Raw genomic sequence first — 25810 nt, 5'->3', positions numbered from 1 at the left:
AGTATCTAATCAGTCATCGTGATGCTCATGGTGCTCTTCCACGCCATGCTTCCAGTAGCTGGCCACGTGCAGATGCTGCTTCGGCACCCCGGCGTCGATGAAATGCCCGCGCAGGCCCTGCACCTGCGCATGCTCGCACGCCACCCATACATAGCCATCGCCATCCTGCGGCAAGGCGATCTGCGCCAATTCCTCCAGCAGCAGCGGTCCCTTGCGGCCATGACGCGCCACCCAGCGCACATCCAGCTGCGCCGCGCACTCCAACGCGATCTGTTCGCCGTCTTCGACGATCTCGATCACGGCCGTCGCGCGCGCCGTGGCCGGCAGCTGCTCCAGGCGGCGGGCAATGGCCGGCAAGGCCGTCTGGTCGCCCACCAGCACATACCAGTCGAAATCAAGCGGCACCAGCATCGAGCCGCGCGGTCCGCCCACGCCCAGAGTCTGGCCGGGTGCAGCTTGCGCCGCCCAGCTGGCCGCGGGGCCGTCGCCATGCAGCACGAAGTCGATTTCCAGCTCGCGCCGCGCGGCGTCGTAGCGGCGCGGCGTGTAGTTGCGAGCGATGGGACGCGCGCCTTCCCCATACTGGATGGGATTCGAACCATTGCCCAGCACGGGAAACACGGGTTTGTCTTCGCCGGGAGCGGGGAAGAACAGTTTCACGTGGTCGTCGTGCGCCGGCGAGACAAAGCCGTCCAGGTCGTCGCCGGCCAACGTGATGCGGCGCATGTGCGGCGTCAGCTGCTCGGTGCGCACGACGGTGAGCACGCGCAGTTTCAAGTCATGCCGCACGCGCTCGATGGCATGCGGGCGTGGTGTTGCTGGTGATGCAGTAGTCATGGCTTATCCTTGTAAAGTAGGCTCAGTGGCCGTCGACGATGGCGTTGGCCGCCTGTTCCAGCACGGCCGAGACGCGCTCGGCTTCCGCTTCGCTCCAGCTGGTCTTGTTCAGCAACAGCGCATGCTTGAGGGTGTGCATGGCCTGGCGCACGCGCTCAGGCAAGGCGTTGCGCGCCTGGACGCGGGCAAACATGTCGAGGCGGGCCAGGATGCCATCGACCTGGGCGCGGTTCTCGTCGAGGTAAGCGCGGCCCAGGTCCGTAATCGTGTAGAGCTTTTTGCCGCTGGCGCTTTCGGAGGACGTCACGTGGTCCTGCTCTTCCAGCAGGGTCAGGGTCGGATACACGGCGCCCGGGCTGGGAGCATAGGCGCCGCCGCAACGCTCTTCGATGGCCTTGATGATTTCATAGCCGTGGCGGGGGCTGATCTCGATCAGCGCCAGCACGATCAGGGGCAGGTCGCCGCGGCCGAAGACGCGCTCGGCCCGTTCGCCGCGCCCGCCCCGGCCACCGGGGCCGCCAGGGCCCATGCCGTCGCCGCGCTCGTCGAAGCCGCGCGGACCGCGGCCGTGCATGGCGTATTCGCCGCGGTGCTCGTGGCGGTGGTCGTGACGGTACTCGCCGTGATGGTGGTGGTGATGATGGCCGCCGTGGCCGTGTTCTGCGTGGTGTGAGTTTCTCATGTTTTCTCTTTAAAGATATATCGTTAGTAGGTATCGCCATTTTATAACGATATATCGATAAGTCAAGGAGAAATTTGTTATGCTCGTCTTTCTTCAATCGACACGTCCCTGCCATGCCTGACAAAACCGCCGCTGAAAAAATGTATGTGAAAAATTCCAAAGCCCTGGCCGTGCTCAATGACGGCGGCGAGCATACGGCCCTGCTGGCGCAGCTGCCGGCCGAGCGGCGGGTGAGTGAAGGAGAAAGCGCCGACTGGATCGTGCTGTTCGCGCGCAGCCGCGCGGAACTGGAACGGTTCCTGCCGGTGGCGCAGGCGCGCCTGGCGCCCGGCGGCGCGGTCTGGGTGGCGTACCGCAAGGGTGGCGTGAAGGCGGGCAGCGACATCCACCGCGACGATATCCGCAATTTTGCGCAAACCATGGGACTCGACAGCGTGGCAATGATCGCCATCGACGCAAACTGGTCGGCGCTGCGCCTGAAGCAGGCTTGAGAGGGGGTTAAACGACGCCGTGCAAGGCCAGCGCCCACTCGACGTGCTCCCGCACGATGGCCGACGGGTGCTCGCGGCGCGACAGCAGGGCCGCGACGATGTCGGCCTGGCCCCGGGCCTTGGCGGCCGCGTTGCCCATGCCGACGGCCAGGTTGCGCAGCCAGCGTTCGTGGCCGATGCGGCGAATCGCGCTGCCTTCCATGCGGCGGTTGAATTCTTCTTCCGTCCAGGCGAACAGCTCCACCATGCCGGCGCTGCCCAGGCTGTGGCGCTCGTCGAAATCGGGCACCACGGCGCGCTGAGCGAACTTGTTCCACGGGCAGACGGTCTGGCAATCGTCGCAGCCGTACACCTTGTTGCCGATCAAAGGCCGCATCTCGACGGGAATGGCGCCCTTCAATTCGATGGTCAGGTAGGAGATGCAGCGGCGCGCATCGAGCTTGTGCGGCCCCAGGATGGCTTGCGTGGGGCACACCGTGATGCATGCCGAGCACTGGCCGCAGCGTGGCGTTTCCGGCGGGTCGACCGGCAGCGGCACGTCGATGAGGATCTCGCCGAGGAAAAAGAAGGAGCCGCCCTGGCGGTTGATCAGCAAGGTGTGCTTGCCGCGCCAGCCCAAGCCCCCTTTTTGCGCCAGCTCGACTTCCATCACGGGCGCCGAATCGCTGAAGACGCGGTAGCCGAAGTCGCCGATTTCGCCCTTGATGCGCTCGGCCAGCTGCTGCAGGCGCGAACGCATCACCTTGTGGTAGTCGCGGCCCCGCGCATACACGGAGATCACGGCCGCCGCGGGATCGGCGTCGCGCGCCGCCTCGCGTTCGCGCCAGTCGGGCCCCAGCGCCGGCGGCAGGTAATTCATGCGCGCGCTGATGGCGCGCACCGTGCCCGGCACCAGTTCGGCCGGGCGGGCGCGCTTCATGCCGTGGCTGGCCATGTAATCCATTTCGCCGTGATACCCTGCATCGAGCCAGGCTTGCAAGGGCGCTTCCATGTGCGACAGGTCCACGTCGGCGATGCGCACCTCGGCAAAACCCAGCTCGCGCCCCCATTCTTTAATGGTGCGCGCCAAGGCGGCGAGATCGGTGACGGTGGCGGACATAGGGGACTTTACGGAAAACGGCAGGCGCGCGGGCGGTTACAATGACAGCAGCCTCCATTTTATGCGATACAGAAGATAATGACCGAACACTTCAAAGCCCACCTCCACGACGAAGCCGGTACCGCCGCGCTGGGCGCCGCGCTGGCGCGCGCGCTGGCGCCGGGCCTGGCGATCTACCTGCACGGCGACCTGGGCGCCGGCAAGACGGCCCTCACGCGCGCGCTGCTGCACGCGGCCGGCCATGCTGGCCACGTGAAAAGCCCCACCTACACCTTGTCCGAACCGTACACGGTGCAGCTCGATGGCCAGAGCGTCAACGTCATCCACTTCGACCTGTACCGCATGGGCAGCGCCGAGGAATTCCTCGACGCCGGTTTTCGCGAAGACTTCGACGGCCGCAATATCTGCATCGTCGAATGGCCGGAGAAAGCCGAACCGGTGCTGCCGCCGGCGGACCTGAATATTTATTTGAACGTTGCGGGTACAGGACGTGATGTAGAATTGCAAGCGTCTTCTGAATTGGGTCTGTCATGCCTTCACCGTCTCAAATTCGCCCCGAACCTTTGATCTCCTCGCCCATCACCCGGCGCACGGTGCTCAAGGCCGGCGGCACCCTGCTGTTGTCCGTGTTCGCGCCCATGTCGGCGATGGCGGCGCAAATTCTCGCCGTGCGCGTCTGGCCGGCCGAGGACTACACCCGCGTCACCCTGGAAAATGACAGCATCCTCAAGGCGACCCACTTCATCGTCAAGGATCCGGAACGACTGGTGGTCGACATCGAAGGCCTGGAACTCAATCCCACCCTGAAGGGCCTGGTGGCGAAGATCCAGTCGAACGACCCGTATATCAAGCAGGTGCGCGTGGGCCAGAACCGGCCCAACGTGGTGCGCCTGGTGTTCGACCTGAAGGAAGAAGTCACGCCGCAGCTGTTTACCCTGCCGCCGGCCGGCTCCTACAACCACCGTTTGATCTTCGACCTGTATCCCGTGCGCGAGCCGGACCTGATCGCGCAGATGATCGAAAAGGGCGACTGGTCGAGCGACCCGGCCAAGCCGCCCATGGCCGGCACGCATACGCCGCCGCCCGCGCTGCCCCTGCCCGAAAGCGGCAAGCCGCCCGTGGCCGCCGTGCCGCCGCCGGTAGCGCCCATCGTGCCGCCCGTACCCGACGTCCGTCCGGAACAGCGCCCCGAAGCGCGCCCGCTGCCGGGCCAGAAAGTGGTGCGCATGATTACCATCGCGCTCGATCCCGGCCACGGCGGCGAAGACCCGGGCGCCATGGGCAGCCGGGGCAGCCGCGAAAAAGACGTGGTACTGGCCATCGCCAAGCGCCTCAAGACCAAGCTGGAACTGCAGCCCAACATGCGCGTCATGCTCACGCGCGACGCCGACTTCTTTGTCCCGTTGGGCATGCGCGTGGAAAAGGCGCGCAAGGTGCAGGCCGACCTGTTCGTCTCCATCCACGCCGACGCCTTCATCCAGCCGACGGCGCGTGGCTCGTCCGTGTTCGTGCTGTCCGAAAAGGGCGCCACCTCGACGGCCGCGCGCTGGCTGGCCAACAAGGAAAACCAGGCCGACCTGATCGGCGGCGTCAACGTGAAGAACCACGACAAGCAGCTGGCCAGCGTGCTGCTCGACCTGTCGACGACGGCGCAGATCAATGACAGCATGAAGCTGGGCAAGGCCGTGCTGCGCGAAATCGGCGGCATCAACCGCCTGCACAAGGGTTCCGTCGAGCAGGCCGGCTTCGCCGTGCTGAAGGCGCCCGACATTCCCTCCATCCTGATCGAGACGGCGTTCATCTCGAACCCGGAAGAAGAAGCCAAGCTGACCGACAACGGCTACCAGGACCAGATGGCCGACGCCATCGTCACGGGCATCAAGAATTACTTTGCCAAGAATCCGCCGCTGGCGAAAAGCCGCCTGACCTGACATGAAAGCCTAGCATGAGCAACAGCACTTTTGGCCAGCTGCCGGCCGTGACCATCCGCGCCGCCGACGGTGCGCAGGCGACCGTCACCCTGTACGGCGGCCACCTGGTCTCGTGGCGGAGCAGCGATGGCCAGGAGCGCCTGTTCTGCAGCCGTGCATCGAGCCTCGATGGCAGCCGCGCCATCCGTGGCGGCGTGCCCGTGATCTTCCCCCAGTTCGGCGCGCGCGGCACGGGCATGCGCCACGGCTTTGCGCGCGTGGCGACGTGGCAACTGGAATCGACGGGCGACGCCGATGGCGCAGCCTGGGCGCAATTTGTCCTGACCCAGGCTGACTTGCCGGAAGCGATCGCCGCCGCCTGGCCTTATGCCTTCACCCTGCACCTGCGCGTGGCCGTCAAGGCGCAATCGCTGGAACTGCACCTGTCCGTGCACAACACGGGCGAACAGGCGTTTCCGTTCTCGGCCGCCCTGCACAGCTATTTTGCGATTGATCAATTGAGCGAGGCGCGCATTGGCGGCCTGCAACGCGTGCGCTATTCGGACGAGACGCCGCAAGACGCCTTGCAGGCGGAAGAGGTGCTGCAATTCGAGGACAAACTGGACCGCATCTACTACCAGTTGCCGGGCGCCTTGAGCCTGCAATCCGGCAGCCATACCCTGCGCCTGGAACAGCAGGGCTTTACGGATGCCGTCGTGTGGAACCCCGGTGCGCAAGACGCGGCCGCCCTGTCCGACCTGGCCGACGACGAGTACCAGCGCTTCCTCTGCATCGAGCCAGCCCTGATCCAGCCCGATCTGCTGGCTGCCGGCGCCGAATGGACCGGCCGCCAGCGCCTTGAATTTACATAAGAGTGACTGAACAAGTCCAGGGCTAGGCGCCTCGCCGAAGGCAGTACGCATGTACGACGAGGCGGGGTAACAACGCCATGGGCTTTTCGCAGGCGCTCTTAATTCGACTCCTTGATGATGCGGCCGTTGGCAGGCTGAATCGGGCGCGCATTCAAGGGATACAAACGGCTGAACAGCGCCATCTGCGCCGGCGAAGCCTGCACCGGCTGCTTCATCACCATCCACAACACGCCTTCGCTGCAAGGCGGCTCCGTCATCGACCCCATGTAGGTGTAGTAATCGCGCCGCGTCGGCAGCATCTCGGCCGGGTCGAGCAGGATGGTCGGCTGCATGGTCTCGAATTTTTCCAGCGGCAGATTATTCCACACGGTCTGGATGGTCGCCTGCGGCGCACCCCGCTCCAGCAACAACGCCAGCACGGCTTGCCGGCCTTCCGCATCGCGGTGCACCAGGTGCACCACCATCTCGAAAGCCTTGCCGTTGATGCGCTCTTCGGACGGCCGGTGGAAATGAAATTGCTGCAGCTCGAACATGCGGTTCTGCACCGTGATGTAATTGCCGCCGCTGACGCCCACCTGCACCGTGTGGCCATTGTCGACTACATTGAACGACGACGGGTGGTAGTCAAAGCTGATCTGCTCGAGTTCCACCTTCATGCCATCGCGGATGTCGATCGGCGACTGGCGGTTGCCATTGCCGCACTTGGCCCAGTCGACATTGATCTTGCTCCAGTTGGACGGGCCGCTGTCGCCCTCGTACGACCAGTGCGTACCGCGCGGCACGGGTGGCGGTGGCGGCGGCGCGGCCTTCACCACGGCGGCGCGCTTGGCGCGGGCGGCGGCGCGGGCCGCCTGGGTGGCGCGCATTTCCGCCAGGCGCGCCGCGATGCGTTCGGACAAGTCGACTTCGGCCGCTTCTTCCTTCTCGCGCGCCGTCGGCGCGACGACGACAGGCGCCTTGGCCTCCTTGCCCTTCACCGATTCGGTCAGGGTTTTCATGGCGGCCGCACGCGCCGACGCCGACATGGGCGCGGATGCAGCGGCGCTCGCCGAAGCGGGGGCATCTTTGGCGCTTGCCATGGCCGCCATCGCGGCAAGGCTGCAAGCTAACAGGGCGCTCAAATGTCGCATGGAAATCCAGAAAGTGAGAATACCCTCTGGTTTACGGCTGGAAAGCAACAAAACTTGAATCAGGGCGGGAGCAAAACAGAAACAAGACAGAGAAAAACGGGATCCGGGGCCGGCTGCGGGCTGTGCCGCAGCGCACTGGCCCCGGATCCATGCGGCCTTACGCCGACTTGCCGACCATACGCTTGTAGAGTTTCCACATGCCGCCCAACACCACCGGCACGACGGCGGCGCCGACTCCGATCAGCACGATCAAGGTCAGGTGGTCGCGGATCCATGGGATATTGCCGAAGAAGTAACCGGCCGTCACCAGACCGACCACCCACAACAGGGCGCCCGTCACGTTGTACATCTGGAAGCGCGCATGCGTCATGTCGGAAATGCCGGCCACGAACGGCGCGAAGGTGCGCACCACCGGCACGAAACGGGCCAGGATGATGGTCTTGCCACCGTGCTTTTCAAAGAATTCATGCGTGCGGCGCATGGCATCCTTGTTGATCCAGCGGTAATCGTGGGTAAACACCCTTTGCCCGATGGCCTCGCCTATCCAGTAATTGAGCGTGTTGCCCGTGACGGCGGCCGTCACCAGCAAGGCTATCAGCAAGCCCAGGTGCATCTGTCCCGTCGCGCAAAACGCGCCGGCGATAAACAATAAGGTATCCCCAGGGAAGAAAAACAGCACCACGAGGCCTGTTTCGCAAAAAATAATGGCAAACAGCACTGCATACACGAGGGTACCGTACTGCTCGATCAAGAGACCCAGCGTCTTGTCGACATGCACGATCATGTCGAGGAATTGCACAAAATCCATATATTTTTCCCTAAAGGTAGCGGCGGAATCATACACCACCCGGCCAGCGCAACGGCAGTCCCCGGGCCGATATTTCGTGATTAATTCGGCAGCGCCCCTGGCGGCGTGGCATTTTAAGTAAAGGTTAAGGAAACGCCTTATCGGCAGGCAACTGTCAGGATTACCATATGCAATGTTTTTCCAACGAAATATTGGCATTCCGGTATACACTTTCTGCACGGCGCAACCCGCGCCGACCAGGAGAAAACATGTATCGACACCCACTGAGCGGCCTGACCATGGCCACCGTACTGGGCCTTGCACATCTGACTGCCCACGCGGCGCCCGTCCAGATCAAGGCGCCCGCCGAACTGCCCGCCAAAGCGACCTTGGCCGACGTGATCAAGGCTTCGAAGCCGTCCGACTGGCGTGCGCTGGACCCGGACAACACCCTGTACCTGGACATTCCCGCCGGCCGCGTGGTGATCGAACTGGCGCCGGACTTCGCGCCGAAACACGTGGCCAACATCAAGGCCCTGGTCGCCGAGCAGTATTACGACGGCCTGGCCATCACGCGCGCGCAGGACAATTGGGTGGCGCAGTGGGGCGATCCGAACGAGAAAAATCCAAAACCGATCCAGCATGCCCAGCGCACCCTGCCCGGCGAATTTACGGTACCTTTGACAAACGTCAAGAACTTCACGCGCCTGCCGGACGTCGATGGCTATGCGCCGCAAGTCGGCCATTCGAACGGTTTCCCGTCCGCGCGCGATCCGAAAACCGGCACGGCCTGGCTCACGCATTGTTATGCCACCGTGGGCGTGGGGCGCGACAGCGCCAGCGACAGCGGCGGCGGCACGGAGCTGTACGCCGTCATCGGCCAATCGCCGCGCCACCTGGACCGCGACATCACCGTCGTCGGCAGAGTCGTCTCCGGCATGCCATTGCTGTCCACCCTGCCCCGCGGCACGGGCCCCATGGGCTTTTATGACAGCCCCGAGAAAAACGTGCCGATCAAGGCCATCCGCCTGGCCGCCAGCGTGCCTTTGGCGCAGCGCAGCAACCTGGAAGTGATGCGTACCGACAGCGCCGCCTACCAGGCCGTGCTGGAAGCCCAGCGCCACCGCGGCGGCCCGTGGAGCAAGGTCACGGCCGGCCATGTCGACGTGTGCAATGCGCCGATACCGGTGCGGGAGGTGGCGAAGTAGCCGGTGCCCGGCAATTCGCAACCCGTTATAATCAGGGGATGAACGCTCCCATCACGCCCCACCGCCCGATCCAGGCCCTGCCTGACCAGTTGATTTCGCAAATCGCCGCCGGCGAGGTGGTCGAACGGCCATCCGCCGTCGTCAAAGAGCTGCTGGAAAACGCGCTCGACTCGGGCGCCACGCAGATCACGGTGCGGCTGGAAGAAGGGGGCGTGAAACGCATCGCGATTACCGATAACGGGCGCGGCATCGACAAAGATCAGCTGCCGCTGGCCTTGGCACGCCACGCCACGTCGAAGATCGCGTCCCTGCACGACCTGGAAAACGTGGGTACCCTGGGCTTTCGCGGCGAAGCGCTGGCCTCGATCGCCTCGGTGGCCGCCGTCACCGTGACGTCGCGCACGGCCGACGCGGCCCACGCCTGGGAAATCGTCGGCTCGCACAATGGCAGCGTTTCGCCGTCGTCAGGCGCGCACGGCACCACGGTCGACGTGCAAGACCTGTATTTCAACACGCCCGCGCGGCGCAAATTCCTCAAATCGGAACAGACGGAGTATGGCCACTGCGCCGAAGTCGTGCGCCGCATCGCCCTGGCGCGGCCGGACGTATCGTTCTCGCTGTCGCACAACGGCCGCACCATCGACCAGTGGAATATCAGCGAACTGGCCAAGCGCAGCGCCCACATCCTTGGCAATGACTTCGCCGAAGCCCGCCTGGCGCTGGACGAATCGGCCGGCACCTTGCGCATTCACGGCTTTGCCGGCTTGCCGACGGCGTCCAAGGCGCGCGCCGACGGCCAGTTCTTTTATGTCAACGGGCGCTTCGTGCGCGACAAGCTGCTGGTGCACGCCGTGCGCATGGCCTACCAGGACGTGCTGCACGGCGACCGTTTTCCCTCCTACGTGCTGGCGCTCGACCTCGACCCGGCGCTGGTCGACGTCAACGTGCACCCGTCGAAGATCGAAGTGCGCTTCCGCGACAGCCGCTCCGTGCACCAATTCGTTTTCCACGCGGTTCAGCGCGCGCTGGCGCAAACGTCGGCCACGGCCTTCGGCAGCGTGCCGGCGCCCCTGCCGGCCGCCTCCAGCCTCGGCGGTGATACCGCGGGCGCAGGTTTGGGTGGACCTGGCATCTGGCGCCGCGAACAGACGCAAACCTCATTCGGCGCGCAATTTACGAATACCTTCGCGCCCGCCTCGCCCGGCGCGGCCCGCCCCTTCTTTGCCGACGCACCAGGCGTGGCGCAAGACACAGCGTCGTATGGCGCCCTGTTCGGCGGCGGCGCTGCCAGTTCTCCCATCATGCAGGCGGAGCCCTACATCGCCTCGCCCGAAGCGATGGCGCGCGAAGAATATCCGCTGGGTTTTGCCCTGGCCCAGCTGCACGGCATTTATATATTGGCGCAAAATACCAAGGGCCTGGTGCTGGTCGACATGCACGCAGCGCACGAGCGCATCCTCTATGAACAGCTGAAAAACGCGCTGCAGGCGCAGGTGTCCGGCCAGGACATGCAGGTGCAATCCTTGCTGATCCCCGTGACGTTTTATGCGGACGCCATCGAAGTGTCGACGGCGAATGAAAACCAGGACACCTTGAAGGCGCTGGGCTTCGACATCGCCGCCCTGTCGCCCACCACCCTGGCCGTGCGTTCCGTGCCGACCCTGCTGAAAAACGCCGATGCGCAAACGCTGGCGCGCGACGTACTGCGCGACGTGCGCGAATACGGCGGCTCGCGCGTGCTGATCGAGCGCCAGAACGAATTGCTGGGCACCCTGGCCTGCCACACGGCCGTGCGCGCCAACCGGATTTTATCGGTACAGGAAATGAACGCCCTGCTGCGCCAGATGGAAAGCACGGAACGCGCGGACCAGTGCAACCATGGCCGGCCGACGTGGGTGCAGGTCGAGATCAACGCGCTCGATAAACTGTTCCTGCGCGGCCAATAATATTCTGGGGTCAGACCCGCCGGGTCTGACCCCAGCCTTTGCCTTGGGGTTCCCATCGCAAGTACATCAAAAAGTATCATGAAAAACACCCCACACCTCCCCCTGGCCGTCGCCATCATGGGCCCCACGGCCAGCGGCAAGACGGCCAGTGCGCTGGCCATCGCGCAAGCCATCCCGTCCGAGATCATCTCCGTCGATTCCGCCCTCGTCTACCGGGGCATGGATATCGGCACGGCCAAGCCATCGAAGGAAGAACTGGCCCAGGTACCGCATCATTTGATCGACATCATCGACCCGCTGGACGCGTACTCCGTGGCGCAGTTCCGCAACGATACCCTGAGCCTGGTGGCCGAGATCACGGCGCGCGGCAAGCTGCCGCTGCTCGTCGGCGGCACCATGTTGTACTTCAAGGGCCTGGCCGATGGCCTCGACGACTTGCCCGGCGCCGATCCTGCCTTGCGCGCCCAGCTGGAAGAGGACGCGGCCGCCATCGGCTGGCCCGCCATGCATGCGCGCCTGGCGCAGCAAGACCCGGTCACGGCCGCGCGCCTGGCGCCGCAGGACGCGCAGCGCATCGGACGCGCGCTGGAAATCATCGCCCTGTCCGGCCAGCCCATGTCGGCTCTGCTGGACCGGCGCGAAAAAACCGTGCTGCCATTTCAATTGCAATCGTTCGCGCTGGAACCGTCGGACCGCGCCGTACTGCACGCGCGTATCGCCACGCGCTTCGACCTCATGCTGAAAAACGACGCCCTGCTCGATGAAGTGGAGCAGCTGCGCCGCCGCGGCGACCTGCATCCGGGCTTGCCCTCGATGCGCTGCGTTGGCTACCGCCAGGCCTGGGATTACCTGGACGGCCGTATCGACCGCGCCGCCTTGCGCGAGACGGGCATCATCGCCACGCGCCAGCTGGCCAAGCGTCAGCTGACCTGGTTACGCTCCATGCCGGAACGCCTCGTCATCGATTGCCTGAGCGCTGATCCGGCCAGCACCATGCTGGCGCAAATCCAGCCCTTGCTGACGGCGTTACAAAAATAATCACGCCAGCGCCGGCGCGTGAAAAAAACGCACATTTTTTTACGCCGGCATTGACAAGAAAAAGGGAAGACTGGATAATGCTCGGCTGTTGGGTGATATAGCTCAGTTGGTTAGAGCACAGCATTCATAATGCTGGGGTCGGTGGTTCAAGTCCACCTATCACCACCAAAGAACATCGATCAGGTTTCGCCTGGTCAAAACGAGCATCCGGTTTGACCGGTCTGTTTGGTGATATAGCTCAGTTGGTTAGAGCACAGCATTCATAATGCTGGGGTCGGTGGTTCAAGTCCACCTATCACCACCAAGAATTTGCAGTATTGAAAATACCCGCCTCTGCCCCGTGCAGCGGCGGGTATTTTCATTTCCGGTGCCGCCTCGCGTGCGGCCTGTACGCAACACCAGCCCCATCCACATGCAATCGGGGATTGTGGCAATCCGCCGCTGGCGCTTACAATGAGAATAATTCTCATTTATATTATTCATCGCCCATGTCCGCCATCCAGCCCAGCCTGCAACAGCAAGTGCAGTCGCTCTACAGCGAGCATCACGGCTGGCTGGTCGGCTGGCTGCGCAAAAAACTCAGCTGCCCGCATGGTGCGGCCGACGTGGCGCAAGATACATTTGTGCGCATCATCGCCTCGCGCGACGCGCTGTTCGGCATGCGCGAGCCGCGCGCCTACCTGTCGACGACGGCAAAGCGCTTGCTGCTCGACCGCGCGCGCCGCCAGATACTCGAGCGCAGCTACCTGGCGGAACTGGCCCTGCTGGCCGACAGCCTGCCCGGCGCACCCTCGCCGGATGAAGTCCTGATGGCCGTGCAGGCGCTCGAGCAGATCGCCACGGCGCTGGCCGCCTTGTCCGCCAAGGCGCGCGATGCCTTTTTGCTGCACTACCTGGAAGAGCAGCCGCAGGCCGCCGTCGCCGCACAACTGAACGTCTCCACGCGCATGGTGCAAAAATACCTGGTGCAAGCCTTGCTGGCCTGCCGCCACGCCTGCCCGGCCCTGGCGGCATGAATAGCCCCCGCACGGATATCGCCGCCGAACAGGCCGCACGGTGGATCGTGCGCCTGAGCGCCGACGACCCGGCCGAGCGCGACTCCGCGCAGGCCGGCTTCGCCGCGTGGAAGGCGGCCGACCCGCTGCACGCGACGGCCGCCGCCGGCATGGAAAACCTGCTGCGTCAATTGAACGCCGTGCGCGAGCCGGCCGGCGGCGACCATCGCCCCGCGCGCGCCGCCCTGGCTGCCATCGCACCCAAGCCCCGCCAGCGTCTGCGCCAGCTGGCCGCGGCCAGCGCCGTGGCCGTGCTGACGCTGACCGGGGCGCTGGTCTTCAGCGAACGCCCCGCCTACCTGCTGGCCGACCTGCGCAGTCCCACGGGACAATGGTCCACGCACACCCTGGCCGATGGCAGCCAGCTCACCCTGGCCGGCAACAGCGCCGTCAACGTGCACTTCAATGCGGGCGAGCGGCATGTGGAACTGGTGCAGGGCGACATTCTCGTCGACGTGGCCAAGGATGCGCAGCGCCCCTTCATCGTCGACAGCCGACAGGCGGCAATCCGCGCCCTGGGCACGCGTTTCAGCGTGCGCAGGGAAGACGGCGCCACCATCTTGAGCATGCTGGAGTCCAAGGTGCTGGCGCAAGTGCCGCAACATCCGGCCGTCGTGGTGCAGGCGGGCCAGCGCACGCGCATCACGGACGATGGCGTGGGGCCGATCACGGCCATCGATGCAGCCAGCGTGCAGGAAGCGTGGCGCGCGCACCAGCTGGTGGTCGACGACCTGCCGCTGGCCGAGGTGCTCGACGAGCTGGCGCGCCACCGCCCGGGCCAGCTGCATTACGACCGCGCGCAGATCGCCGGCATCCGCGTGGCCGCCGTGCTGCCGCTGGACGACACGGACAAGGCGCTGCAGCTGTTGATCGACAATTTCCCGCAACTGCGCATCCGCATGCTGACGCGCTACCTGGTGATGGTCGACGTCCCCGCCAGCGGCTCCGCAAAAAATAAATAAGAAATTGTGCGTTCGCGGTTCCACTTTGCGCATCTCGTGCGTCAAGGCAGCTGAGATCATTCAAAAAAGGCTGTCACCATGTACGCTCAAGTCGTTGCCGTTTCCTCCCCGAACACCCTGCGCACGCGTCTGCGCCCGCTCGCCCTGGCGGCCATGCTGCTGGCAAGCGCCGGCCTGCACGCCCAGGCAGTCGCCCAGGCTGCCCCGGCTGTCGCCAGCTACGCCATCCCCGCCGGCCCGCTGGCCGGCGCCCTGAACCGCTATGCGCAGCAGGCGGGCGTGTCCATCGTCATCGATGCATCCCGGGTGCAGGGCTTGACCAGTGCAGGTTTGCAAGGCAGCTACGCCATCGATGACGGTTTCGCCGTCCTGCTGCGCGGCAGCGGCTACGCCATCGGCAAGACGTCCACCGGCTATGTGCTGGTGGCTGCGCCGGCGTCCCCGCCCACGGCGGCGATCGGCGCTGCTTCAGCGGCCGAACGCACCATGCCCTCGATTACCATCGTTGGCCAGGCCGAGCAAGGCGCCACCACGGAAGGCAGCGGCTCCTACACGGCGCGCAAGCTCACCATCGGCAAGGGCGAGCAATCGATGAAGGACATCCCCCAATCCGTGAGCGTGCTGACGCGCCAGCGCCTGGACGACCAGGGCATCACGGACTTGCGCGAAGCCGTCAACAACGTCACCGGCGTGGTGGGCGTGCATGGCGTGGGACCGGGCGTGGTGATCACGGCGCGCGGCTTCCAGATCGATCAATGGCAGTACGATGGCGTGCCCATCGACCGCAATACCTATGCGCTGGGCAACTGGGGCCAGGAAAACATGGTCATCTACGACCGCCTGGAAGTGCTGCGCGGCGCCGCGGGCATGCTGGTCGGCACGGGCAGTCCCGGCGGCTCCGTCAGCCTGGTGCGCAAGCGCCCGACCGCCGAGCGCAGTGTCAGCATGACGGCGCGCGCCGGCTCGTGGGACCATTACGGCGCCCAGCTCGACGTCAGCATGCCCCTGAATGCGGACGGCAGCCTGCGCGGACGCGCCATCGTCGATGAAGACGATACCCATTCCTTCGTCGACCAGGTGTGGAGCCAGAACCGCACCCTGTACGCGGCGCTCGACTACGACCTGGGACCGGCCACCACCCTGGGCCTGGCCATCAGCAACGTCAACGACCACGGCCGTCCCACCTTTATCGGCCTGCCCCGCTACGCGGACGGCAGCGCGCTGAACCTGCCCCGCTCCACCTTCACGGGCGCCGACTGGAACCGCAGCGAGGCCAAACAAACCAATGTGTATCTCGATCTGGAACACCATTTCAACAGCCAGTGGAGCCTGAAGGCATCCGCCGTGAACATGAAGGAAAACACCGGCTCCGTGCACCAGCGCGTGGCCTTGCCCATTAATCCCGACGGCAGCGGCGCGAGCTATGCCGACTTTGGCATGGATTTCGACAACCGCAAGCGCGGCATCGATACCTACGTGCGCGGCAAATTCGACGGCCTGGGCATCGCGCAGGAAGTCCTCGTCGGCGCCAGCTATGTCACGATGGCGTCGGACGACGTCTACGCCCGCGTCTGGGAATCCGGTGCGGACGTCTTCAACATCAGGCACAACCGCCCATGGCAAGACCTCGACAGCATCGCCGCGCGCCCGAAGGGCGTGCGTCCCGTCAGCACCTATGAAATACGCCAGAAAGGCCTGTATGGCAGCTGGAACGGCCAGCTGACCAGCAAGCTGAAAGCCGTGCTGGGTGGACGCTTCAGCTGGTACGACTTCGTGTATGCGACGCCCAAAGGTCCTGAAGAACAGCTCAACGCCACCGCCAAGTTCACGCCATCGGCGGCACTGATCTACGCGCTCGATCAGCAATGGTCGGCCTACGCCAGCTATGCCGACATCTTCACGCCACAAAGCGTCCGCGATGCGCAAGACAAGGTCCTCAAGCCCATCACGGGCAGCAACTACGAGGCGGGCATCAAGGGGGAGCTGATGGATGGCAAGCTCAACACCTCGCTGGCTGTGTTCCGCTACGACCACAAGAACCGTGCCGTCACCGACTATGCTGCGGGCATGGTGTGCCCCAACGGGTACTGCTCGCGCGCCTCGGGCAAGGTGCGCAGCCAGGGCCTGGAAGCGGAAGTGTCGGGCGAAGTGGCGCGCGGCTTGCAGCTGTCTGCCGGCTACGCCTATACGACGACGACCTATCTGAACGACCCGGACGAGCAGGGCAAGGTCTTTTCCACCTGGACGCCCAAGCACATGCTGCGCGTGTGGTCCAGCTACACGCTGCCCGGCGCCTGGGACAAATTCAGCGTGGGCGCCGGCGTCAACACGCAAAGCCATACGCTCGATACCAATAGCACCTTCAAGGTTGCCGGCGTCTCGATCTGGAATGCACGCATGGCCTGGCAAGCCACGCCGCAAGTGGCCCTGTCGCTGAACGTCAACAACGTCTTCGACAAGCGCTACATCATCCCGGCCTACAACACCACCGGGTCGAATAACTACTATGGCGACCCGCGCAACGTGCAGTTCACCCTGAAGTACACGCCGAAGTGGTAAGACGATCGAGAGGCTGAGCACCGGCACGCTGGCCATGGCGCGGGACTGGCATTCAGTTTGCGCCGCGGCCGGGATTTTCGGCTAAGATGATGGCGCGGCATTGCGCCGCACCGCATCGTGCATAGGCCTCTCATTCATCTACACCGTCAATGGAACAAAAAGACAAGTCTTGGGTCACTTCGGTGGACGTCGCCAAACGGGCCGGCGTCTCCCGCTCCGCCGTCTCGCGCACGTTCACACCCGGCGCCAGCGTGGCGCCCGAAACGCGGGCCCGCGTGATGGAAGCCGCACAATCGCTGGGCTACCAGGTCAACATCCTGGCGCGCAGCATGAACCAGGGACAAAGCAACCTGGTGGGCGTCGTCATCACGGGCTTCACGGACCCGTTCCGCGTGGCCCTGCTGGGCGAAGTCACGCGCAGCCTGAGCGAACATGCGCTGGTGCCGCTGCTGATGAATGCGGAAGACCCCGAGCGCCTCAGCGAATTGCTGCGCATCCTCCTCAGCTACAAGATTTCCGGCGTCATCATGACGTCCGGCTCGCCGCCGTCCGCCGTCGCCACGGAATACCTGCAGCGGCAAGTGCCGGTGGCCATGATCAACCGCGCGCGCGACCTGAAAGGCGTGGACGTTGTCAATAGCGACAACCGCCACGGCGGCGAACTGGCGGCCAGCACCCTGCTCGACAGCGGCGCCAAACGGCTGACCTTCATCAACACGCGCGCCAGCAGTTTCAGCGGCATCGCGCGCGGCCAGGCCTTCCTCGACCACCTGGCGCCGGCCGTGGCGAAGAAACGCTGCACGGCCGGCGAATATCTGGCCGACGCCATCGGCTACCAGGCGGGCCAGGAAGCGGCCGACGCCCTGCTCGCCTCCGGCAAATTGCCTGACGGCGTCTTTTGCGCCACCGACCTGATCGCCTGCGGCTTCATCGACGCGGCGCGCAGCAAGTATGGCATCGACGTGCCCGCGCAACTGCAGGTGATCGGCTTCGACGACATTCCCATGGCCGCGCTGGATGCCTACCAGCTGACCACCATCCGCCAGGACGCGGGCGAACTGGCGCGCCGCGCCGTCAAGAGCCTGGTCGAGCGCATGGAAAAATTTACCATGCCGGGCCGCCTGAAGGAAGTGCCCGTCACCCTGGTGCGGCGCGGCACGACACGCTAAGCCATTCGATGCGGCAGATGGCGCAACGCCGTCTGCCCGCCCGCCACCGCCCGCCGTTCCCCGTTTTCCACACTTTTTCGTCCCCCGCCTGTACTTGTTGACATCAAAAAAAATCCGGGTTACTGTTTGCACACGCGTGCTGCACACGTGTGCAATTTCTTCAAACAGGCCAGTTCTGGCCACACCACAAAAAAAGCGCCCCGTCCATGGAGGCGTCATCAAGGAGACTGTTATGTTGAACCACGTTCTAAGAATCGCCCTGTTCGGCGCCGGGGCCATCGGTCTGGCGGCCTGCACCACTCCCGCCGACACGCAGCACAATATGGCCGCCGCAGTCGCCGCCGATCCGAAGCTGGCGAAGATCGGCCAGATCGTCGTCGTGTACATGGAAAACCGCAGCTTCGACCACCTGTTCGGCACCTTCCCCGGTGCCGACGGCATCGCCAATGGCCACGCGCCCGACACCACCACGCAGACCGCCCCCGATGGCAAGCCCTATGCCATGCTGCCCGCCGTGGCACTCGACAAGGGCGGCCTGGACCAGCGCTTCAAGACCGACATCGCCAACGCGCCCTTCCGCATGGAGCCGAGCGTCTCGCTGGGCGACAAGACAGCCAGTCCCGTCCACGCGTTCTGGACGCACAAGCGCCAGATCAACGACGGCAAGAATGACCGCTTCGTCGTCGAGGGCAATACGGGTGCCCTGCCCATGGGCTATTTCGACGGCAGCAAGCTCAAACTGTGGGCGCTGGCGCAACGTTACACCTTGGCCGACCACTTCTTCCAGTCCGCCTACGGCGGCTCCTTCCTCAACCACATGTGGCTGACCTGCGCCTGCACGCCCGTGTTCCCGAACGCGCCCAAGTCCATCGTCGCCCAGGATGAGCGCGGCACGGGCCACAAGAAGGGCGAGGAAGCGGAAGTGACGCAGGACGGCTACGCCGTCAACACCATGCAGGGCCCGCTGCTATTCGACCCGACCAAGAAACAGACGTTCCTGCCGCCGCAAACCATGCCCACCATCGGCGACCGCCTGACGGACAAGGGCATCTCCTGGGTCTATTATGCGGACGGCTACGACATCGCCGTCGCCTCGACCAAGTCGGGCAAGAAGGCCGACGATTTCTCGTATCACCACCAGCCGTTCACCTACTTCAAGCGCTTCATCGACAGCCCGCAGCAGCGCGCCACGCACCTGAAGGACCGCGCCGACATGCTCGCCGACGTCCAGGCAGGCAAGCTGCCGCCCGTCTCGTTCTACAAGCCGATGGGCAAGAAGAACATGCATCCGGGGATGGATAAATCGAGCGTGGCGGCCGGCGACGACGAAGGCGTGGCCATCATCAGCGCCATCATGGAAGGCCCGCAATGGAAGGACACCGTCATCATCGTCACCACCGATGAAAACGGCGGTTTCTGGGACCACGTGGCGCCACCGAAAGGCGACCGCTTCGGCCCGGCCACGCGCATCCCCGCACTGGTAATCTCGCCCTTCAGCGAAGGCGGGCATATCGACCATACCGAGTATGAAACCGTGTCGATCCTGAAGTTCATCGAGGAGCGCCATGACCTGGCGCCCTTGAGCGAGCGCGATGCGCGCGCCAACAGCCTGGCCAAAGCCCTCAAGCTGTAATACCCATTCCCCTGCCTGTCTGCCCCGGGTGCGCCGTCTGCGCGGCGCGCCTGGGCTAACCACACCTGAAGGAAACGCCATGCTGCACGCACGCCATCTTCCCCTGTCTCTCCTGATGCTTTCCCTGGCCGCCTGTGGCGGCGGCGACGATACGCCGCCCGTCCCCGTCACGCCCCCGGTAACGCCGCCCGTGACGCCGGCCGCCCCCGCCACCTACTACCAGACCAAGACGCCCTACACGCCGCAGCAGGACGCCGCTACCTACGAGGCCGCGCCAGCCGGCTACGCGCCCGTGTTCACCGAACTGGTGGCGCGCCACGGTTCGCGCGGCCTGTCGAGCATGAAGTATGACGCCGCCTTCTACAACGTCTGGCAACGGGCTGCAGCCGACGATGCGCTCACGCCGCTGGGGCAAAAGCTGGGTGCCGACATCCTGAAACTGATGAAGGCCAACGCGCTGCTCGGCTACGGCGTGGACGGCATCACGGCGCCCGGCTACGGCAACCTGTCGCAAACGGGCATCAATGAACACAAGCAGCTTGCCGTGCGCATGCTGGCGCGCCTGCCGGCCCTGTTCACGCAGCTGGGTAGCAATGCCGCCAGCGCACCGCGCCAGATCGTCACCGTCAGTTCCGGCGTGGACCGCGCCAAGGACAGCGCCGCGTACTTTGCGCAGTCGCTGGCCGCCACGGCACCAAACGTCGCCCCGCTGATTACCCTGACACCCGCGCCGGCCGGCTACCCGGCCGGCAAGCCCGTGGTGCAGCCCGACGGCACCAACCGCTTCCTGCTGTATGCGCACAAGCTGGTGCCGAAGACGGACCTCGTCACCGATACCCTCGACAGCCATTACCAGACTTACCAGGATAGCCAAGCCTATCAGGCCTACCTGGAAAGTCCCGGCTTCCTGGCCAAATACACGGCCATCGACACGGACGCCACGGCGCGTACCCTGGGCCGCGAAGTACTGGAACGCTTGTTCACCAAGACCTTCGTCGACAAGATCGACAACGGCACTTACCGCTTCGCCAACACGGGTACCTACAGCTTTACCAGCGACGACGGCAAGTTCACCAACACCGTCACGGGCGACGGCGGCACCACCATCAAGGGCCTGGCAGATGCCGCCTCGGTGCTGTACAACCTGTACGCCATCATGGCCGGCATGACGAACGAAGTGAAAGCCGATTTCGTGCAGTACATGCCGTCGGACGCGGCCAAGTACCAGGCCTTCGTGCAGGATTACCAGGATTTTTACAACAAGGGTCCCGGCACCACGGAAAGCGCCAGCCTCACCTCGAACTACGTGCGCGCGCTGCGCGACGACTTTTTCACGGAAGTGGATGCCATCGCGCGCGGCGACCTGTCGCACGGCGCCAAGCTGCGCTTCACGCATGCGGAAGCCATCATTCCGCTGGCCACGGCCATAGGCCTGAAGAGCGTCGTCGGCGCGCTGCCTGCGGCGCAGACCTACAGCTATGACAACAGCACCTGGCGCGGCCTGTACGTGGCGCCGATGGCGGCCAACATGCAGTGGGATGTGTACCGCGACGCCGGCGGCAATGTGCTCGTGAAAATGCTGTACAACGAAAAGGAAACGGACTTCCAGGCCGCCTGCGATGGCGCCCGCTTTGCCGCCGGCAGCCATTTCTATGTGTATGCGAAGCTGAAGACCTGCTACGGCCACGTGGCGCAGTAAGTACGAATGCAGGCGGGCAGCCGTGCCCGCCTGTTGGACGTTTGCTGCTAGGCTTGCACGTAAGAACCAATCACGTCACTTACGGAAAGCCATGCCCCCACCGCTCCCCCTGTCCAGCATGCTGCTGGCCCTCACCATCTGCACCGCTCCCGCCCAGGCCGCGGAAGGCCATTACCAGACCAAGACGCCGTATGCGCCGCAGCAGGACCCGGCCACCTATTCCGCGCCACCCGCCGGTTTCCAGCCCATCTTCACGCAGCTGGTGGCGCGCCACGGTGCGCGCGGATTAACCGGCATGAAGAGCGACGCAGCCCTGTATGCGATGTGGCAGCAAGCCGCCGCGCAGGATGCGCTCACGCCTTTGGGGCGCGAACTGGGTCCCGACATCCTGGCCCTGATGCAGGCGAACGCCTTGCTCGGTTACGGCGTGGCCGGCATCGAGCGGCCCGGCTACGGCAATCTGTCGCGGACTGGCATCGAGGAACACCGGCAACTGGCCGTGCGCATGCTGGCGCGCCTGCCCACCCTGTTCGCGCAAGTGGGGCAAGACGCCGCGACGGCGCCGCGCCAGCTCGTCACCATTCATTCCGGCGTGGACCGCGCGCGCGATAGTGCGCGCTTTTTCACGCAGTCGCTGCTCGAACACGCGCCCGCGCTGGCGCCCTTGTTATACCTGCCGCCCGCGCCGGCGCCGTATCCGCAGGGACGCAAGGCAGTGGCGCAGCCCGATGGCGTGAACCGCTTCCTGCTGTATGCGCACAAGCTGGCGCCGCAGACGGATTTTGTCGCCGATCGGGCCAACCCGCATTACGCCACCTATGCCGCCAGCCAGGCCTACCAGTACTATGAAAGAACCAAGCAGCTGCACGCCCTGATGGATGCCCCGGCCAGAAAACCGGAAGCGGCCGCGCATGCGCGCCACGTGCTCGAACGGCTGTTTGCACCCGCCTTCCTCGACCAGCTTGAGCGCAGCGGCGCCAGTTTTGCGGATACGGGCAGCTACACTTTCACCAGCGCGGACGGCCAGCTCACGCGCACCATGACGGGCAGCGGCAAGACGGTCATCCGCAGCTTGCATGCGGCCGCGACGAAACTGTATGAGCTGTACGCGATCGCTGCCGGCATGCGCCATGAAATGCCGGCCGATTTCGGCCGCTACATGCCCGCCGAGGATGCGCGCTACTACGCTTATATCGCAGACCACGAGGATTTTTACCAGAAAGGGCCGGCCACCACGGAAAGCAGCGGCGTGACCTGGCGCTTCGCACTGGCCTTGCGCGACGATTTTTTCAAGGAAGTCGATGCGCTGGCCAAGGGAGATTTGCGCCACGCGGCCAAGCTGCGTTTCACGCACGCCGAGATGATCATTCCGCTCGCCTCGGCCATGGGCTTGCAACAGGCGCTGGCCCCCTTGCCGGTATCGGCCAGCGACAGTTATCAAAGCAATCAATGGCGCGGCCAGAACGTCTCGCCGCTGGCGGCCAACATGCAGTGGGATGTGTACCGCAACAGCGCAGGACAACTGATCGTGCGCCTGCTGTACAACGAAAAGGAAACCGGTTTCCAGGCCAGTTGCGACGGCGCCCGCATCGCGCCGGACAGCATCTTCTATGACTACGCAAAGCTGAAAAGCTGCTACGGCCACGTGGCGGCGCCCTGACGCGCTGATGCTGCGCGCCGCCATCGCACCTTACTTCAAGGTCGGCATGGCAAACTCCGCTCCCGCCGCCGTCGAAGCCGGCCAGCGCTGGGTGACGGCCTTCTGTTTCGTGTAGAAGCGCACCGATTCCGGGCCATGCGCGTGGTGGTCACCGAACAGGCTGCGCTTCCAGCCGCCGAAGCTGTGGAAGGCCATCGGCACGGGGATCGGGACATTCACGCCCACCATCCCGACTTGCACCCGGTGCGTGTATTCACGCGCCGTGTTGCCGTCGCGCGTGTAGATCGCCGTGCCGTTGCCGTACTCGTGCGCGTTGACCAGGTCCAGCGCGGTGGCGAAATCGGGCACGCGCACGATGCACAGCACGGGACCGAAGATTTCCTCTTTATAGATCGTCATGTCCGGCGTGACGTGGTCGAACAGGCTGCCGCCGAGGAAAAAGCCCTGTTCATGGCCGGGCAAGACGAAACCGCGCCCATCGCTGACCAGCTTGGCGCCTTCCTTGACGCCCGTGGCGATGTAGCCGGCAATTTTGTCCTTGTGCACTTGCGTCACCACCGGGCCCATTTCCGCTGTTAAATCCATGCCTTGCGTGATCTTCAGGGCCGCGATGCGCGGCACCAGCGCCTCAACCAATTGATCCGCCACATTGCCGACCGCCACGACGACGGAAATGGCCATGCAGCGCTCGCCGGCCGAACCGAAGGCGGCGCCCATCAGGGCGTCGACCGTCTGCGGAATGTCCGCGTCCGGCATGACGACCATGTGATTTTTCGCCCCGCCCAAGGCTTGCACGCGCTTGCCCTGCGCACAGCCGGTGGCATAGATATACTCGGCAATCGGCGTGGAACCGACGAAACTGACGGCGCGCACGTCCGGGTGGTGCAGCAAGCCATCCACGGCTTCCTTGTCTCCCTGCACCACGTTGAAGACGCCGTCCGGCAAGCCCGCGTCCGTCAACAGCTGCGCCAGCAGCAGGCTGGCCGACGGGTCGCGCTCCGACGGTTTCAAGACGAAGGTATTGCCGCAGGCGATCGCCATCGGGAACATCCACATCGGCACCATCACGGGGAAATTGAACGGCGTGATGCCGACGCAGACGCCCAATGCCTGGCGGATCGACCAGGCGTCGATGCCGCCGGCCACTTGCTCCGAATATTCGCCCTTCATCAGCTGCGGGATGCCGCAGGCAAATTCCACCACTTCGATGCCGCGCGTGACTTCCCCTTTTGCATCCGTGAACACCTTGCCGTGCTCGGCCGTGATCAGGGCCGCCAATTGATCCGCATGTTCTTCCAGCAACTCCTTGAACTTGAACATGACCCTGGCGCGGCGCAGGGGCGAGGTCTGCGACCAGGCGGGAAAGGCCGCGTGGGCGGCGGCCACGGCCGCGTTCAGTTCGGAAGGCGTCGCCAGCGATACTTTCGCCGTGACGCTACCCGTGGCGGGGTTGAAGACGTCGCTGGTGCGCTCGGAGCGCGACGCCATGGGGTTGCCACCAATAAAGTGGCCGATCATCGGGGTAGTCATTGTCTTGTCCTTGTTATTTCGTCATCAGCCAGTCATGGGCCGGGTCGTTTTTAAAGTGCCACACGCGTTTCGGGCCGGCCATCACGTTCAGGTAATAGCCATCGTAGCCATACGGCACGGTGACGGGGTGGTAACCCCTGGGCACCATCACCACGTCGTGGTTTTCCACGGCCATGGCTTCATCGATGCTGCGGTCGTCCGTGTAGACGCGTTGGTACGCAAAGCCTTGCTCGGGGTTCAAGCGGTGGTAGTACGTTTCTTCCAGCGAACTTTCCAGCGGGATATTGTCATCGTCATGCTTGTGCGGCGGATAGCTGGACGAATGGCCGGACGGCGTGACCACCTCGACCACCAGCAAGCCATCGGCCTCGGCCGTCTGCGGCAAGATGTCGCACACATAGCGGGTGTTCGCCCCCTTGCCGCGCACGGAACGCGTCATCGACTGCGGGTCGATCAGGCGCGCCGGGCGATGGGTCGTGGCCGGCGCACTGCACAGCGCCACTTCCGCGGCGCTCACGGCCGTGATGCCGACCGTGGTTTCCAGCGGCACATACACGGCGTAGGGCGAGACGTCTTCAAACACGCTCTGGCGATTGCCGATGGCTTCCCAGGTCTGCCCGCCCGCCTGCACGGTGACCGTGCCCGTCAGCACGACGAGGCACAATTCGCGGCTACCCGTCTCCAAAGTGAGCTGTTCGCCTGCCGCCAGACGGTGCGCGGCAAAGCCCACGTGCGTCCAGCCGGCCGACTCTGGCGTCACTTCGACGATGGCCGAACCGGCCCTCGCCTTGACCAGCAGCGGGCTCATGCCGCCTCCCGTTTCAATCGCGGAATCGCGTCGACCAGACGCGCCAGGTAATCGTGGCCCATCTTGGCATACTGATAACTGGGGGCCACGGCCGGATCTTGCTCCGCCTCCACCACCAGCCAGCCCTCGTAGCCGTGCAGATACAGGCGCGTCAGGATGGCGGGGAAATCGATGCTGCCGTCGCCGGGCACGCTGAAGGCGCCATTGATGACGGCCTGCAGGAAACTCCAGTGGCCATTTCTCGCCAGTTTCACCACATTGGGGCGCACGTCCTTGCAATGCACGTGGCAGATGCGATCGATGTGCTTGTTCAAGACCGCCAGCGCGTCGCCGCCGGCAAAGGTGATGTGGCCCGTGTCGAACAGCAAACCGACTTCCGGTCCCGTCAAGGCCATCAACTGGTCCACGTCGGCGGGCGTTTCCACGTAGGCACCCATGTGGTGGTGGTAGGCCAGGCGCACGCCGTGGTCGAGCAAGTGTTTCGCAAACGCCGTCAATTTGTCGGCGTACGCCTGCCATTGCTGCGGCGACTGGAAACGCGGACGTTTATACAACGGGCGGGCTTCGCCCTGGATGGCGTCCGCCACTTCGCCGTACACCATGACGGTGGCGCCGCTGTCGGCCAGCAAGCGCAGATGCGGCCCGACGGCGGCAATCTCCTCTTCCACGGACCGGTGCGCCAGCCGTCCCGAATACCAGCCGGAAACACAGGCGAGATGGTATTTGCCCAGCACG

Annotated in this window: 23 protein-coding genes and 2 tRNA genes; 17 read left to right on the top strand and 8 right to left on the bottom strand. The window is 64.6% G+C overall.

Translation table 11 applies throughout. The features are described from left to right. Nucleotides 1-9 precede the first annotated feature (9 nt). Nucleotides 10-837, bottom strand: coding sequence for a siderophore-interacting protein (locus VPH40_RS22060; RefSeq protein ID WP_328574511.1), 828 nt, complete (start codon nt 835-837; stop codon nt 10-12). Between the two features lie 22 nt (nt 838-859). Beyond that, a complete protein-coding gene (locus VPH40_RS22055; RefSeq protein WP_305055854.1) occupies nt 860-1519 on the bottom strand; it encodes a PadR family transcriptional regulator in 660 nt (219 codons plus the stop codon). Nucleotides 1520-1665: 146 nt separating this feature from the next. Here VPH40_RS22055 and VPH40_RS22050 point away from each other — a divergent pair, with 146 nt between their 5' ends. Then, nucleotides 1666-2010, top strand: a complete 345-nt coding sequence (locus tag VPH40_RS22050; protein ID WP_328574510.1) for a DUF3052 family protein — start codon at nt 1666-1668, stop codon at nt 2008-2010. Nucleotides 2011-2017: 7 nt separating this feature from the next. Here VPH40_RS22050 and queG read toward each other — a convergent pair whose 3' ends face one another. Then, nucleotides 2018-3109 (bottom strand): tRNA epoxyqueuosine(34) reductase QueG, encoded by a 1092-nt coding sequence (gene queG / locus VPH40_RS22045; RefSeq protein ID WP_099666599.1) that lies wholly within the window; start codon nt 3107-3109, stop codon nt 2018-2020. Between the two features lie 78 nt (nt 3110-3187). Between queG and tsaE the strand changes: the two genes are divergently transcribed. From tsaE to VPH40_RS22030, 3 genes are read left to right on the top strand one after another with little or no spacing between them, the layout of a single operon-like run. Next, nucleotides 3188-3676 (top strand): tRNA (adenosine(37)-N6)-threonylcarbamoyltransferase complex ATPase subunit type 1 TsaE, encoded by a 489-nt coding sequence (gene tsaE, locus VPH40_RS22040; protein ID WP_034780043.1) that lies wholly within the window; start codon nt 3188-3190, stop codon nt 3674-3676. After that, nucleotides 3640-5040, top strand: a complete 1401-nt coding sequence (locus tag VPH40_RS22035) for an N-acetylmuramoyl-L-alanine amidase (protein WP_328574509.1) — start codon at nt 3640-3642, stop codon at nt 5038-5040. The genes tsaE and VPH40_RS22035 overlap by 37 nt, the downstream gene beginning before the upstream one ends. 14 nt (nt 5041-5054) lie before the next feature. Next, nucleotides 5055-5891 (top strand): D-hexose-6-phosphate mutarotase, encoded by an 837-nt coding sequence (locus VPH40_RS22030; protein ID WP_328574508.1) that lies wholly within the window; start codon nt 5055-5057, stop codon nt 5889-5891. Nucleotides 5892-5989: 98 nt separating this feature from the next. On the opposite strand, the gene VPH40_RS22025 is transcribed toward VPH40_RS22030, so the two are convergent. Then, nucleotides 5990-6889 (bottom strand): carbonic anhydrase, encoded by a 900-nt coding sequence (locus VPH40_RS22025; protein WP_305055851.1) that lies wholly within the window; start codon nt 6887-6889, stop codon nt 5990-5992. Here VPH40_RS22025 and VPH40_RS22020 point away from each other — a divergent pair. Further along, the gene (locus VPH40_RS22020) at nt 6888-7079 is read left to right on the top strand and encodes a hypothetical protein (RefSeq protein WP_251351786.1); all 192 of its coding nucleotides are present in this window, start codon (nt 6888-6890) and stop codon (nt 7077-7079) included. The two genes, VPH40_RS22025 and VPH40_RS22020, sit on opposite strands and share 2 nt — an antisense overlap. 99 nt (nt 7080-7178) lie before the next feature. Here the strand turns inward: VPH40_RS22020 and VPH40_RS22015 are convergent, their stop codons facing one another. Then, on the bottom strand, nt 7179-7829 hold the full coding sequence (locus VPH40_RS22015) for a VTT domain-containing protein (protein ID WP_071075583.1): 651 nt from the start codon (nt 7827-7829) through the stop codon (nt 7179-7181). A gap of 248 nt (nt 7830-8077) precedes the next feature. Here VPH40_RS22015 and VPH40_RS22010 point away from each other — a divergent pair, with 248 nt between their 5' ends. From VPH40_RS22010 to VPH40_RS21955, 12 genes are all read left to right on the top strand, one after another. Beyond that, entirely contained in the window at nt 8078-9016 is a 939-nt protein-coding gene (locus VPH40_RS22010; protein WP_305053110.1) for a peptidylprolyl isomerase, read from the top strand. A 38-nt stretch (nt 9017-9054) separates the two neighbouring features. Then, nucleotides 9055-10962 (top strand): DNA mismatch repair endonuclease MutL, encoded by a 1908-nt coding sequence (gene mutL / locus VPH40_RS22005; RefSeq protein ID WP_328574507.1) that lies wholly within the window; start codon nt 9055-9057, stop codon nt 10960-10962. A 78-nt stretch (nt 10963-11040) separates the two neighbouring features. Further along, a complete protein-coding gene (gene miaA, locus VPH40_RS22000; RefSeq protein WP_328574506.1) occupies nt 11041-12000 on the top strand; it encodes a tRNA (adenosine(37)-N6)-dimethylallyltransferase MiaA in 960 nt (319 codons plus the stop codon). Nucleotides 12001-12091: 91 nt separating this feature from the next. After that, nucleotides 12092-12168, top strand: a tRNA-Met gene (locus VPH40_RS21995). A gap of 59 nt (nt 12169-12227) precedes the next feature. Then, nucleotides 12228-12304, top strand: a tRNA-Met gene (locus VPH40_RS21990). Nucleotides 12305-12488: 184 nt separating this feature from the next. Then, on the top strand, nt 12489-13016 hold the full coding sequence (locus tag VPH40_RS21985) for a sigma-70 family RNA polymerase sigma factor (protein ID WP_099666593.1): 528 nt from the start codon (nt 12489-12491) through the stop codon (nt 13014-13016). Beyond that, nucleotides 13013-14017, top strand: coding sequence for a FecR family protein (locus tag VPH40_RS21980; RefSeq protein ID WP_328574505.1), 1005 nt, complete (start codon nt 13013-13015; stop codon nt 14015-14017). Before VPH40_RS21985 ends, VPH40_RS21980 begins: the two co-directional genes overlap by 4 nt. Before the next feature lie 78 nt (nt 14018-14095). Continuing rightward, complete coding sequence (locus VPH40_RS21975; protein ID WP_328574504.1) at nt 14096-16576, top strand: TonB-dependent siderophore receptor; 2481 nt, start codon at nt 14096-14098, stop codon at nt 16574-16576. A 182-nt stretch (nt 16577-16758) separates the two neighbouring features. Continuing rightward, on the top strand, nt 16759-17745 hold the full coding sequence (locus VPH40_RS21970; protein WP_328574503.1) for a LacI family DNA-binding transcriptional regulator: 987 nt from the start codon (nt 16759-16761) through the stop codon (nt 17743-17745). Between the two features lie 232 nt (nt 17746-17977). Beyond that, nucleotides 17978-19378 carry an alkaline phosphatase family protein gene (locus tag VPH40_RS21965; protein ID WP_328574502.1) on the top strand — a complete coding sequence of 467 codons (1401 nt, stop codon included), beginning with the start codon at nt 17978-17980 and terminating at the stop codon, nt 19376-19378. Nucleotides 19379-19457: 79 nt separating this feature from the next. Beyond that, nucleotides 19458-21077: a histidine-type phosphatase gene (locus tag VPH40_RS21960; protein WP_328574501.1), complete on the top strand. Its 1620-nt coding sequence runs from the start codon at nt 19458-19460 to the stop codon at nt 21075-21077. A gap of 91 nt (nt 21078-21168) precedes the next feature. After that, nucleotides 21169-22737, top strand: coding sequence for a histidine-type phosphatase (locus VPH40_RS21955; protein WP_328574500.1), 1569 nt, complete (start codon nt 21169-21171; stop codon nt 22735-22737). A 30-nt stretch (nt 22738-22767) separates the two neighbouring features. Here VPH40_RS21955 and VPH40_RS21950 read toward each other — a convergent pair whose 3' ends face one another. The 3 genes from VPH40_RS21950 to iolE all read right to left on the bottom strand — a co-directional run. Continuing rightward, nucleotides 22768-24267, bottom strand: coding sequence for a CoA-acylating methylmalonate-semialdehyde dehydrogenase (locus VPH40_RS21950; RefSeq protein WP_328574499.1), 1500 nt, complete (start codon nt 24265-24267; stop codon nt 22768-22770). Nucleotides 24268-24280: 13 nt separating this feature from the next. Next, nucleotides 24281-25075, bottom strand: coding sequence for a 5-deoxy-glucuronate isomerase (gene iolB, locus VPH40_RS21945; protein WP_328574498.1), 795 nt, complete (start codon nt 25073-25075; stop codon nt 24281-24283). Continuing rightward, nucleotides 25072-25810: myo-inosose-2 dehydratase (iolE, locus tag VPH40_RS21940; protein ID WP_328574497.1), on the bottom strand; the 739-nt coding region annotated here is incomplete at its 5' end. The genes iolB and iolE, both read right to left, overlap by 4 nt.

Source organism: Janthinobacterium sp. P210005 (assembly GCF_036231865.1).
Classification (GTDB): Bacteria; Pseudomonadota; Gammaproteobacteria; order Burkholderiales; family Burkholderiaceae_D; genus Janthinobacterium; species Janthinobacterium kumbetense.
The sequence above is the reverse complement of the archived record's forward strand: the minus strand, read 5'-3'. Positions and strand labels throughout refer to the sequence as shown.